Raw genomic sequence first — 12,723 nt, 5'->3', positions numbered from 1 at the left:
ATTGGAAGCAATTGAGAACGACACTATTGTCTTACCAACGCTTCCTGAAATTGCTTTAGATGTTAAGAGAATCAGCGAAGACGAAGATTCGGGGTTATTCGACCTGATCGACGTTATTAACAAAGATACTGCCTTATCAGCACGCCTACTCAAGGTTAGCAACAGCCCTTTGTTTCGCGGTGCAAATGAAATCACTACGCTAAACATGGCAGTAAACCGCTTAGGCATGCAATATACGAGTAATCTTGCAACAGGCCTCGCAATGGAGCAGATGTTCCAAGCAACTTCAGAGATGATCGACAAGCGTATGCGCTAGACTTGGGAGCGCAGTACCGAAGTAGCGGGTATATGTAGTGTGCTCGCACGGCAGCACCCTCATCTGGCTGCAGGCCAAGCGACGTTGGCCGGACTCGTTTATTCCATCGGTTCTTTGCCGGTCCTTAAGTACGTTGAAGATAACGACGTTCAAATAAATAGCGTAATGCTCGACAACCTTTTGGATGAACTTCAGCCCATCGTGGGTCAGAAGATATTAGAGAAATGGGACTTTCCATCCGAGCTCAAACCTGTACCCAAAGAGTGTGTTAATTTCACTCGAGAAGTTGAAAAAGCGGATTACGCCGATTTGGTCATGGTTGCCATGCTACACAGCTATGCTGGCTCAGAACACCACTATGTAGAGATGGACTGGTCGCACATTACAGCGTTTGAACGTATTGGCGTTGACCCAACTATGGACCCGAATGCAGATGAAGACCTAAGTGCTGAAATGGAAGCAGCAATGGCGTTGCTAAATGCCTAATAGAATAAGCAGGCCTAAGACATAAAAAAAGCCGATCACTTGATCGGCTTTTTATTAGATAAATACTTAATTTTTAAACAACAGACGCCCAGTTTATTGGCTGTTTACCATTATCTATCAAGTATTGATTTGTCCTTGAGAAATGGCGACAGCCAAAAAAACCACGATAGGCAGAAAGCGGCGAAGGGTGCGGTCCTTCCAATACAAAGTGCTTCTGACGATCAATCAGCTTACCTTTCTTTTGGGCATAACTCCCCCAAAGCAGGAAAACAACACCAGACCGTTGCTGATTCAGCAACTCAATAACCCTGTCAGTAAACGTTTCCCAACCTTTTCCTTGGTGGGCACCAGCTCGAGCCTGCTCAACCGTCAACACCGCATTCAGCAATAGCACACCTTGATCGGCCCAAGAAATTAGATTTCCTGAAATTGGAATCGGCATGCCTGTATCCGTGTTGAGTTCTTGATATATATTACGTAATGAAGGCGGTATTGCTACACCCGGCTGAACCGAGAAACACAAACCATGCGCCTGCCCAGGCCCGTGATACGGGTCCTGCCCGATAATAACAACCTTTACCTCTTCAAAAGCGGTATGATTCAGCGCATTGAAGATTTCGGAGCCTTGCGGATAAATAATTTTACCCGCAGCCTTTTCGCTGCTTAGAAATCCACGTAAAGACTGCATGTAAGGCAGGGTAAGCTGGTCGCCGACAACTTGCTGCCAGGACTCACTCAGTCTACCTTCTTTTTCTGAACCTTCAGCCATCATATGAAACCCAAACAATAAGCCCCTTATTAAGATACTGGCTTCATGTGCGGGAACAAAATAACGTCTTTAATGGTTGGGCTGTCGGTAAATAGCATCACTAGCCTATCAATACCGATACCCTCACCTGCAGTAGGTGGCATACCGTATTCAAGAGCCTGGATGTAATCTGAGTCGTAATGCATCGCTTCATCATCACCAGCATCTTTTTCTTCAACCTGCTTGCGGAAGCGGTCAGCCTGGTCTTCAGCGTCATTAAGCTCCGAAAAGCCATTTGCCAATTCACGGCCGCCAACAAAGAACTCAAAACGGTCAGTGATAAATGGGTTGTCATCATTTCGACGCGCTAATGGAGAAACTTCCCATGGGTAGGCAGTAATAAAAGTAGGCTGATCGAGCTTTTCTTCAGCAGTCTCTTCAAAGATTTCGCATAACCACTTACCTGCACCCCAGGCAGATTGCTTAGCATCTTCTCTAATACCGACCTGGCGTCCATAGGCAATCATTTGCTCCAAGTTATTTCCGGCGTCGTTGATGATAGACGGCTCAAAGTCTGGATTGTACTTAAGCACCGCTTCGGCCATTGTCATGCGCTCGAAGGGTTTGGCAAAGTCATAGACCGTCTCGGCAATCACTTCGCCATCTGCATCTTTCTTAGTTGATTTAATGTCAGTTGTACCCAGTACATCCAAGGCGATAGTACGCAGCATGTCTTCAGTAGTATCCATTAAGTCATGATAAGTTGCGTAAGCCTGGTAGAATTCGATCATTGTGAATTCAGGATTATGACGGGTCGAAAGACCTTCATTTCTGAAGTTACGGTTAATTTCAAACACTCGCTCAAAACCACCTACAACCAAGCGCTTCAAGTACAATTCTGGCGCGATACGCAAGTACATACCGATATCCAGTGCATTGTGATGCGTTTCAAAAGGCTTAGCCGTTGCGCCACCAGGAATGGTTTGCAGCATCGGTGTTTCAACTTCCATAAAGTCACGATCACTTAGGTATTTACGAATCCCCTCAATAATCTTGGAGCGAACCATAAACAAATCGCGAGTTTCCTGGTTGATGATCAAGTCAACATAGCGCTGACGATACTTAGTTTCCTGATCCGCCAAGCCGTGAAACTTATCCGGTAAAGGGCGTAGTGCCTTAGTCAGGATAACCACATCTTCTGCACGTTCTATATTAACAAATAACTCGCCCTTACCCGACTTATGCAGGGCACCCCGTACACCAACAATATCACCTAAATCAAAACGGGTTTTGTAGCCAATTTCTTTTTGAATATCTTTTGGTACGTAATACTGCATACCACCCGATACATCAGAAATCTTAGTAAATGGCCCCCGCTGAAACATGATTCGACCCGCAACAGATACTTGGTTATCCTGTTCTTCTAGCTCTGGCTTAGAGAACTCACCGAACTTTTCTAACAGATCTCCTGCTAAATCTTTTCGCTCGAAGTCATTACGGTGACCATTTGCTGAACAACCATCACGCAGTTCCTTGAGTTTGTTCTTACGCTCAGTGATCAACTTATTTTGGTCTTCAGTGTTCGTAGTATTCTGTTCGTTCGACATATTTTCTTCCAATTACTTATCCATTGCTGCCACCAAAGACGATAGCAGCAAACTAAAAATTAAAGGCCTTGCTTAAGACTGGCTTCGATAAACTGATCCAGGTCGCCATCTAAGACATTATTGCAGTTACTGGTCTCAACATTGGTTCGCAGATCTTTGATCCGCGAAGAGTCCAGTACATAGGAGCGGATTTGACTTCCCCAACCAATATCTGACTTGGTATCTTCCAATGCTTGTGCCGCTTCGCTACGCTTCATCATCTCTAGCTCATATAACTTTGCTCGAAGCTGCTGCATAGCCTTATCTTTGTTTTGATGCTGTGAACGTTGGTTCTGGCATTGGACCACAATACCGCTTGGCTCATGAGTAATACGTATTGCTGAATCGGTTGTATTAACGTGCTGGCCGCCCGCACCACTAGAGCGATACGTATCAATACGCAGGTCTGCCGGGTTAATTTCAATATCGACGTTATCATCAATTTCCGGTGATACAAACACCGATGCAAAAGAAGTATGGCGACGGCTGCCTGAATCAAAAGGAGATTTTCTTACCAAGCGATGGACACCTGTCTCTGTACGTAACCAACCAAATGCATATTCACCGGTAAATTGGATTGTCGCACTTTTGATGCCGGCAACTTCACCGTCGGAGAGTTCAATGATTTCAGTCTTGAAACCTTTCTTCTCCCCCCACCGTAAGAACATACGCAATAACATGCTGGCCCAATCTTGAGCCTCGGTACCACCTGAGCCAGACTGAATATCGAGATATGCGTTGTTTTCATCCATCTCGCCAGAAAACATTCGTCGAAACTCTAGCGTTTCAAGCTTTTCACTTAGCGTGCCAAGCTCATCTTCAACAGCAGAAACCGTTTCTTCATCTTGCTCTTCCACAGCCATATCCAGCAGCTCCTGAGCATCCACCAGACCAACGTCGAGATTTTCTATGGTTGCTACAACAGCTTCTAGATTAGAGCGTTCTTTGCCAAGCGCTTGCGCGTTGTCCGGATCATCCCAGACACTAGGCAATTCTAATTCACGTTCAACTTCTACAAGTCGCTCTTTTTTTACATCAAAGTCAAAGATACCCCCTAAGCGTTTGCACACGCTCAGACATATCTTTTATTTGCTGCACTAGCGGGTTTACTTCCAACATCTATTGACTCACATTCCTTAAAACTGAAAAAAGCGAAATAACACACTTAATAAAGCGCGCCATTCTACCGCTAAGCTAAAACCGCTCCAACCAATTTTTCATTTCTTTCGCAGTTTCCGGCCAGCTTGGCTCTAATAAAATCTCATGCAAAGCCTTGGGAACGATTTTTCTTTGCTTATTAGTCATCTCTAAACGATCAAATAAGTGTTCACTCACCCAGGGCTCAACGAGTTCATCGCCTTCTCCGTGCCATATAGCGATGGGCGTTTTGATTTGCGAAGCCTGCTTGCGTAGCTTAGTAACTGCCGATAAATACTCTGTAAACCAACGTGCACTAACCTTACCGTGATTAAATGGGTCTGTGGCATAAGCGGCAACAACCTCGGGATCAGAACACACCACACTTGCTTCTATGGGATGAGCAAGACTGAGTCTAGGTAGAAAGAAACTCATTGTATTGCCAATAACACGCGTAAACCACGGGACAGCAATTGAAACATCAGCCGCTGGCCCACTTAAGGCTACACCACTGAATCGGCCAGGATACTCTAACAAGTGGTGCAAACTAATCATTCCACCCATCGAATGACCAAGTAAATATTGCTTTTCTTCCATGACTGTAGAACGCAGTGTTTCCAAGTCTTGCGCGTAGTCACTCCAACGCCTTACATGCCCGCGCTTACCTTCAGACTGACCATGCCCTCGATGATCTAGCGCATAGACTGCGTATCCCTGGGAAACAAACCACTCAGCAATGCACTGATAACGCCCTGCATGTTCACTCCAGCCATGCGAAATAACAATCGCAGCTTTAGCATTTTGATTAGGCCAGTAGTAGAAGTTCAGTAGTAAACCATCATCCGTTTCTACCTTTGATTGAGTCGGTGCAAGCCTTGCTACACTCATTCGCTTTGTTTCCTTTATTAGTCTATATACTGAAAATAAGTTTTATTGAATTTTGGAGCAAGTACAGTAAATTATGTTGCCTACTATTTAGCGCCTAAGTGTATCGTTTTTATGGCCGATAGTTTACCCTATTGGCGACCTCATTTCTGACGATTTTTAGCTATGCGCATTTCACTCTCTCATCATGCAAAACAACTCGCTAAGCCCAATACTGCTTGCAGCAACCGGTGCCTCTCCAAGCTCTGCGTATTGAGAGCTGATTCGAATAGTAAGCTAAGTCAGTAACCAAGTATATTGTAATGACTGAATGCCACTCAAAGGGAATATTCAAATGAAATATAACAACATTCTTGAAACCATCGGCAACACGCCGCACGTACGAATCAACAAGCTTTTCCGAGACGATATCGAAGTATGGATGAAGGTCGAACGCTTTAATCCCGGCGGCAGCATTAAAGACCGTATTGGCCTCGCTATGATCGAGGCCGCCGAGAAGTCAGGCCAGATCAACAAAGATACCGTTATTGTTGAACCGACATCAGGAAACACCGGCATCGGTCTGGCTCAAGCAGCTGCGGTAAAAGGCTATAAGCTGATTCTAGTTATGCCGGAGTCAATGTCTATAGAGCGTCGAAAGTACATGACAGCTCTGGGTGCCGAGCTCGTACTAACACCAAAAGAAAAAGGCATGGGCGGTGCAATTGAAACAGCTGCCGAACTAGTTACAAAAGGCAGTAATCACTGGATGCCACAACAATTTACCAATGCTGAAAATGTTGCGATCCATCGCCGTACTACTGCGCAAGAGATTATTTCCGATTTCCCCGATGGTCTTGATTATCTGATTACCGGTGTTGGCACTGGCGGTCATATCACTGGCTGTACAGAGGAACTTCGTAAAGCCTTCCCTTCTATACAATCCTACGCAGTTGAACCCGAAAAGTCCGCAGTGATCAGTGGTTGCGAAAAAGGACTGCATCGCCTTCAAGGTATCGGCGCTGGCTTTATTCCTGACATCATGAACACTGAGATACTGACAGGAACAATTCAAGTATCTGAAGAAGACTCTTTCGACATGGCACGTGAGTGTGCAAAGCAGGAAGGGATTTTTGTAGGTATTTCTTCTGGCGCTACCTTAGCCGCAGTTAAAAAGAAGGAAGCTGAATTTACTCCTGGCAGCCGCATCGTGATTTTCAGTTATGATACTGGCGAACGCTATTTATCGATCGAAGATCTGTTCTAGACCTTGAACCATGAGCGGGGCTTACGCCCCGCTTTGAAATATCCTGGAAATCAAAGCCTATCTTAGTTATTTGGCTTAAACCCGACAGACTTAAGCGGGGACGAGAAGAACTCATCAGCACTCAAGGGCTTGTCAAATAGATATCCCTGCCCAATCTCACAACCCAACTCTTGCAAGAAAGCCATCTGCTCAACTGTTTCCACACCTTCAGCCACTACCTTCAAGTTCAAAGTATGCGCCATGGCAACAATTGCTGCTGTGATCTGCTTGTCATCATTATCGTTGGGTAAGTCCATAATAAATGCACGGTCGACCTTGAGTTTATCCAGAGGGAGCTGCTTAAGGTAGTTAAGAGAAGAGTATCCCGTACCAAAGTCATCAATTGCAATGGTTAGTCCCAAAGACTGCAACTCTTTCAATAAGGAAATCGCATGCTTAATATCGGTCGCTAACAAGGACTCAGTCACCTCAAACTCTAAGTTCTCGGGGTTAACTCGGTGCAAAGAAATTGCCTGAGTAATATCGTTAAGTAAGTCAGGATCACTAAACTGGCGAGCTGACAGGTTGATCGACATTTTAACGTCACTTAGCCCGCGCTGCTGCCAATCGGCACACTGGCGGCAAGCCTCATGAATAATCCACTTACCAATGGGAATAATCAGGCCGTTATTCTCTACCATATCGATAAAGAAAAATGGCGATAACAAACCACGCTTAGGATGCTGCCACCTTAATAGAGCTTCGCAACCAATCAGCTTTCCGGTACTCAAATCCATTTGCGGTTGATAGTGCAATACAAACTCTTCCCGTTCGACAGCATGGCGTAACTCTTCCTCCAAGGCCATACGCGAGTCAGCATCTTTATGGAGCTGATGATTAAAGATATGGTAGCTATTCTTGCCTGAGGCTTTGGCTTGATACATCGCTAGATCGGCGTTTTGCAACAAAGTTGCAGCGGATACACCATCCAAAAGAGACAATGTGATGCCAATACTCGATGATACAGAAAGGCGCCTTCCCTCAATTGCAACGGGCTCTTCCAGAACTCTCAGCACCTTTCTTGCAAGCTCTACAACCTTCTTTTCACTGTGAACACCACTAAGCACAAGGCAAAATTCATCGCCACCGGTACGCGCTGCAATATCAATATCAGAAACACAACTTTTAAGTCGGTCGGCAACCACAGACAATAAGTTATCACCAACCAGGTGCCCTAGGGCATCATTAATGTGTTTGAAGTTATCAAGGTCAAGGTAGAGAAACGCAAACTTTCGCTCAGTTTCATCTTGGCTCTCTAACTTCTTATCAACCAACTCTATCAAATAGGGCCGGTTCGCCAAACCAGTCAAGGCATCGAAGTGAGCCATTTGGTGAAGCTCTTCGGTATTATCACTCAGTTTCTGGTGATAGGCCTCTAACTGAGAGGTTACCTGCAAAGAAGTAGTTTGTAGCTGGCTAATTTCATCAGCAAAAATACGGTTGCTCGCCATGCGCTTAAGCTTGTCTTTTGCTTCTTTATATCGTCCTTGAGGCAATAAAGGAAGCGCCTTGGCTTGCCGCTGCAGAGAACGAATCGGCCGCCACAAAACGAGGAATATCAACAGCATTGAAACAATAATCGCAACTAAGCCAGTTATAACGTGCGTGTGCCGAGCATACTCTATTTGCTCTCTGGCTTGGGTTGTATCAGATATAAATGCAATTAGCGCATTACTACCAACCAATTCAGAGTTAGAGACGAACATAAGCTCATACTGAGAACCTGGTAAATCAATAATGTTGATTAACTGCCCTTCAGCTTCGACAAAGTCACGCCTCCATCGACTTTGAATAGCATGCTGCTGAAGAATTGGCTGTAGTAAAGGCTTATTCGTCAAAGAAGAGAAAGCCAATCCAGTCTTGCCAAACTGTACTGATGCTTCAGAGTTATTATTAACCGGCGTGAGTATCCCGATATCAGATCCGGTGATTCGATTAAAATCTAGCATCATATCTGCTAGTGATACGCTCAGCTGAATAAGTTTAATATCACCATTAATATCTAGAATCGGAGACAGTACAGCTAACTGACAAAATTCAAAACAGATCATTTCTTCGGACGGAGTGCGACTCGTCAAGGTACGCTCAATTACGTCGGAGTTTGGACGAATGCGTTGATCACCCCACTGCCCAATCACTTCGCCTTTTGCATTAAGTAAGGTTGCGCTCTCTAGGGCCCAAGTTATCTGTAAAGACAGCCAGTGCGAATCGAGCTTGTCCTCAATATACGGACCTTCTGACGTTAAATTTGGTAGACCATCAATTATATTAATTAGCTGCAATGAGCTCTTCTTGAGCAAACCGTTATATTCAATAATATATTGCTGCTGGTTCACACTTCTATTATGCGCTTGCAAGGATTGCATTTGCGCTACATTGAAGTATGTAAAAAATGAGATGAACGATAGAAAGATCGCAGCTAGGCCAACTGCGGACTTCCAATATAAACTAACAAAAAGCTGTTTTTTTGTGTCTTGCATTAGAAACGATACGCCACCTGAGCTAAAAACATATTCCAGTGCTTACGTTGTTTTTCCATATCTGGATTTTCTAAGTCAGGCAACCAAAATGTACCATTTACAGCGTGAAACTCGATTGAAAACATCCATTCGAACGAAGGAGCATAACTAATGCCAATAGTGGAGTCTTTAGCAAAAGCATTACGCGCATACCTATTGATTGGGTCACCGGCTTCATAGTCCGAGCCATCTTTGTCGTCTTTAAACCGATAAGCTTCGTCCTGGCGCACATATACCTGCATATTAGGTGATAGTTGATAATCTACCTGAACGTAATAACCAATAAACTTTTCCACATTTTTATTGCCAGCAAAAATGTTATCTACTTCGATATCTCGTCGTTGGATTTCAGTTGTGAAGCGCCATTTATCAATACTGAGTTCAAAAGAAAGCATCAATGCTTTTAGGCCAAGCTCACCCTCAAACAGTGGAGGGGTGACAGTAAGATCTTGAAACGTTTCCCCTGCTCCCGGTGTAAAATCAGCATCTAATTGAACATAAGAAAGCGCAGTGCGCCACGCACCAGAACCGGGTTCAAAAGACAGCCTCGTAAAGCTAGCGCGCTCATTATCGAAGCTACCAGAGGTTTTCGTACTTAAGATTGACTCAACACTATGACTATTAAAAATCGGCTCACCAAAAGCAGTACTAAACGACAACGTACCGCTCTGGAATTCCCGGTGCCCATAAAGCCCTATACTATCTGATGAATGTAATATCTCTTGCAAGTAATCAATATAAATAGACTCAGGCAACAGTAAGCTAGGACGTGTTACTGCAACATCTCTAGTTTCGTTAAAGAAGCCAAACGGATTCTTTAAACGCCCTGCTCTTAAACCTAAACCATATTCAAAATCATCAAAAAGCCGCCAATCAAGTATCGCAAAATCAAGTCTAGTACCTTTTGGCTCGCCGTTACCAATCTGTTTGTAAAGACCCTGCATGGAAAACTGTAAAGAGTTCGTCGCCTTCCAAGACCCGTTTAAACCAACACTATTGTATTTAAAGCTACCATCAGAACTAGAACCCAAAAAATCATTTTCATCGGTTAAAACAAAGCTTTGACTAACAAAACCGTGCCAATTGATATGATCCACTAGATATTTCTTAGCTTCCGTAGCGAAAGAAACTAAAGAAGTTCCACCCAGCACAACCGCTAAAACGGCCTTAGCGAATACTGACCGTAGTAACATGCTCATTCGACATGCCTCCTTCAACATAACCAATTGCCCCGGGTGTATTATTAATTGTCGCTAGCATATCTTCGACGGATTGAACGACAACAGGTCCCTGACCTATACCTGAGTATATATACCGGTCCCATTGACGCCTAAGTTGATGCGGGAGCATTTTTAAGGTATTCATCAAAAATGATCGATGAACCGGGTTGGTATCTTGGAAAACCACCACTGTAATCTTTGTTCCATCGGGCCAAGCTCTAGCTCTCAGACTAAAAATAGCGCGCAACTCATTTAAGCTTAAAGTGTCGGTTAGCGTGGAGAGATGAGTGATAACAGACTGCGCGTTCGCTGATTCACTGACATGACCGCCTGAGTCATCAGCATAACAGGTACGGGCGAGCGACAGTTGGAAAACTGCAATCAAAGAAATATAAATGATAAAGGACTTTATCCACATGATTACAAAGGTAGACCATAATCTGTGGATTGCCAAAGCCACAAACCTAAACACGCGTGGTTTTACACTTTAATAACATAGCTCTGAGTTTTAAGAGCAATATGGAGATATAAACAAGAATGGCCCGCCCTTCAGGATTCGAACCTGAGACCTTCCCCTTAGGAGGGGGACGCTCTATCCAGCTGAGCTAAGGGCGGAAAAATAGGCGCAGGAATAATAGCGAGCAAATGAGTCAGGCTCAAGTGGAAATTACACGTTGCAACAGATTATTCCCATACAATTGAAGCCAGGACTTGCGATACCCACTGTTACCTGCGACTAGGACAGTGCCTTAACCTTCGTTTGTAAACTTTGGAAGCGTTTGTATTGCCTATGCTGAGCAGGAATATGCTTAACATTGTCCAAGCATTGCTCACACTTTGCTTTGAGCTGAGGGTTGCCACCTTGCTGTCGAATTTGTTTTAGCATTACCTGGACGGTATTAAGGTTAAGGGCTGGGTGTTTTGGCGTAACCTGAAGCGCCTCATCAAAAACGCGAATCGCTTCGTCCAGATCACCCTCTTCAAATGCAGTAATACCACTCTTGTTAAGCTTTCTAGCTTTAACCCTTTTCTGAAGGCTAACAGGCTCATCAAGCAACTCTTCAATATTGTTCATGACACCCTTGTCGTCCGAGTGACGCTCTGCCAAATCACTTAATACCTTCTCGGCTTCGGTCTCGTCTCCCATACTGTAGAGTGTTTTAGCAAACTCCAAGGTTGTTTCAGCTGAGGCGCTCGATACATCCATTGTTTCCTGGGCTTTATCCAGTGCAGCCTGAGACTTTTTGTCATCACCCTGCCCTTTGTGAACACGGGCCTCGATCAATAATGCACTAGCCTGAACATTGACATCATCCTTAAATTTCTTACTAGCACGCCCTAGAATATGAACAGCTTCTTTTGCCTGTTTTTTACCATTATCCGACGTATCACCTTCAGCCAAATCAGAAAGGCAGCGACCTAAACTTAAATAATTTTCAGAAGACTCGTGTACAGAATTGTGCCCCAACTTTACACTTTGACAAAAAGCATCCGCAGCGCCTTCAACATCTTTATTTTTAGAGCAAACTTCAGCAAGTTTCTGCTGACGCAGAATAGCATGCGGTGAAATATCAACAGCCTTTGCCAAAGTTTTTTGCGCATCGCGGGCCTTCCCATGCTTTAGTTGCGCTTCGGCCAAGGTATCATAGGCTTCAATTAAGTTCGGGTTACCTGCTAATAAGCCTTGAAGCCCCTTGATAGCGCCTTCATAGTCGCCCAAAGCAACTTGCACCTTGCTTAAACCAAGCCTTGCCCAACCAATATCACGTGTCGATAACACGTCACGATATATCTTCGCTGCGCGTTCGTTCTCACCCATCTGAAAATAAAGACTAGCAAGCTTGCGCATACACCAGGTGATATATTTAGTTTCGTAGCGAACCTCTTTATTGATTAGTTCGATCGCTTTGGGGAGGTTTTCAGCATCAATCGCCTCATTAACAGGTTTCAATACCTCACGCTGCTCGATCATTGCATCCAAACGTTTTTGTAAAACGGCTTTTGTAATAGGCTTTGTGATGTAGCCATCAGGCAAGTATTCAAGCGCTCCCATGACCATATCTTTAGAAGTTTCTGCCGTGATGAGTATGAATATGCCTGTATGCTTAAGAATTTTATTGTGACGAAGTTCTTCCAGAACCTGTTGCCCGCTCTTTCCGGGGCCTAGGTTATAGTCGCACAAAATAATATCAAACTCTTCATGCTCACAACGAGCAACGGCGTCTTCACCATTCCCCGCTACCTCGATACTCTCAACCCCAAACGCTCTGATCATTTGGCGTATTGAAAGACGAAAGTTTTCGAAATCATCGACAACCAAAAAGCGCAGATTGCGATAGTATTTGGCTAGCTGAATTTGTCTTTGCAACTCACTCATAAAACACTTACTTCACTGTTCCTAAATTTAATACTCCTAAGTGTAGACAAAAAATCAAATCAGATAGCGTATATTCAAATATTTCTTTTGACTCACGACACTGA

General features: G+C 44.3%; 9 protein-coding genes, 1 tRNA gene and 1 pseudogene. 2 read left to right on the top strand and 9 right to left on the bottom strand.

Annotated elements, in window-relative coordinates; all coding sequences use genetic code 11:
• Position 1: 1 nt before the first annotated feature.
• Positions 2-802 (top strand): annotated as a pseudogene (locus tag A3757_RS10170) (HDOD domain-containing protein).
• A 73-nt stretch (positions 803-875) separates the two neighbouring features.
• Here the strand turns inward: A3757_RS10170 and ung are convergent.
• From ung to A3757_RS10150, 4 genes are all read right to left on the bottom strand, one after another.
• Positions 876-1,574, bottom strand: a complete 699-nt coding sequence (gene ung, locus A3757_RS10165) for a uracil-DNA glycosylase (RefSeq protein WP_231878250.1) — start codon at positions 1,572-1,574, stop codon at positions 876-878.
• A 26-nt stretch (positions 1,575-1,600) separates the two neighbouring features.
• Positions 1,601-3,157 carry a lysine--tRNA ligase gene (gene lysS, locus A3757_RS10160; RefSeq protein WP_068515735.1) on the bottom strand — a complete coding sequence of 519 codons (1,557 nt, stop codon included), beginning with the start codon at positions 3,155-3,157 and terminating at the stop codon, positions 1,601-1,603.
• 59 nt (positions 3,158-3,216) lie between these two features.
• A protein-coding gene (prfB, locus tag A3757_RS10155; protein ID WP_156490432.1) for a peptide chain release factor 2 occupies positions 3,217-4,315 on the bottom strand; the annotation gives its coding sequence in 2 pieces (ribosomal slippage) (positions 3,217-4,239 and positions 4,241-4,315; 1,098 coding nt in all).
• Positions 4,316-4,390: 75 nt separating this feature from the next.
• A complete protein-coding gene (locus A3757_RS10150; protein ID WP_068515713.1) occupies positions 4,391-5,221 on the bottom strand; it encodes an alpha/beta hydrolase in 831 nt (276 codons plus the stop codon).
• Between the two features lie 331 nt (positions 5,222-5,552).
• On the opposite strand from A3757_RS10150, the gene cysK reads away from it, so the two are divergent.
• On the top strand, positions 5,553-6,464 hold the full coding sequence (cysK, locus tag A3757_RS10145; RefSeq protein WP_068553561.1) for a cysteine synthase A: 912 nt from the start codon (positions 5,553-5,555) through the stop codon (positions 6,462-6,464).
• Positions 6,465-6,526: 62 nt separating this feature from the next.
• On the opposite strand, the gene A3757_RS10140 is transcribed toward cysK, so the two are convergent.
• The 5 genes from A3757_RS10140 to A3757_RS10120 all read right to left on the bottom strand — a co-directional run bounded on the left by A3757_RS10140 (position 6,527) and on the right by A3757_RS10120 (position 12,619).
• Positions 6,527-8,869, bottom strand: coding sequence for an EAL domain-containing protein (locus A3757_RS10140; protein WP_197469984.1), 2,343 nt, complete (start codon positions 8,867-8,869; stop codon positions 6,527-6,529).
• Between the two features lie 113 nt (positions 8,870-8,982).
• The gene (locus tag A3757_RS10135; protein WP_068552938.1) at positions 8,983-10,221 is read right to left on the bottom strand and encodes a hypothetical protein; all 1,239 of its coding nucleotides are present in this window, start codon (positions 10,219-10,221) and stop codon (positions 8,983-8,985) included.
• Positions 10,190-10,696: a hypothetical protein gene (locus A3757_RS10130; RefSeq protein ID WP_156490240.1), complete on the bottom strand. Its 507-nt coding sequence runs from the start codon at positions 10,694-10,696 to the stop codon at positions 10,190-10,192. The genes A3757_RS10135 and A3757_RS10130 overlap by 32 nt, the downstream gene beginning before the upstream one ends.
• Positions 10,697-10,780: 84 nt before the next feature.
• Positions 10,781-10,857, bottom strand: a tRNA-Arg gene (locus A3757_RS10125).
• Positions 10,858-10,978: 121 nt separating this feature from the next.
• Positions 10,979-12,619: a tetratricopeptide repeat-containing response regulator gene (locus A3757_RS10120; RefSeq protein WP_068566864.1), complete on the bottom strand. Its 1,641-nt coding sequence runs from the start codon at positions 12,617-12,619 to the stop codon at positions 10,979-10,981.
• Positions 12,620-12,723: the final 104 nt, after the last annotated feature.

Source organism: Oleiphilus sp. HI0117 (genome assembly GCF_001635235.1).
The sequence above is the reverse complement of the archived record's forward strand: the minus strand, read 5'-3'. Positions and strand labels throughout refer to the sequence as shown.

Excerpts from the sequence above, each read along its gene's own strand:
- A3757_RS10150 (WP_068515713.1), bottom strand. The coding sequence starts at position 5,221 with ATGAGTGTAGCAAGGCTTGCACCGACTCAATCAAAGGTAGAAACGGAT.
- cysK (WP_068553561.1), top strand. The coding sequence starts at position 5,553 with ATGAAATATAACAACATTCTTGAAACCATCGGCAACACGCCGCACGTA.
- A3757_RS10140 (WP_197469984.1), bottom strand. The coding sequence starts at position 8,869 with ATGCAATCCTTGCAAGCGCATAATAGAAGTGTGAACCAGCAGCAATAT.
- ung (WP_231878250.1), bottom strand. The coding sequence starts at position 1,574 with ATGATGGCTGAAGGTTCAGAAAAAGAAGGTAGACTGAGTGAGTCCTGG.
- A3757_RS10120 (WP_068566864.1), bottom strand. The coding sequence starts at position 12,619 with ATGAGTGAGTTGCAAAGACAAATTCAGCTAGCCAAATACTATCGCAAT.
- lysS (WP_068515735.1), bottom strand. The coding sequence starts at position 3,157 with ATGTCGAACGAACAGAATACTACGAACACTGAAGACCAAAATAAGTTG.
- A3757_RS10135 (WP_068552938.1), bottom strand. The coding sequence starts at position 10,221 with ATGAGCATGTTACTACGGTCAGTATTCGCTAAGGCCGTTTTAGCGGTT.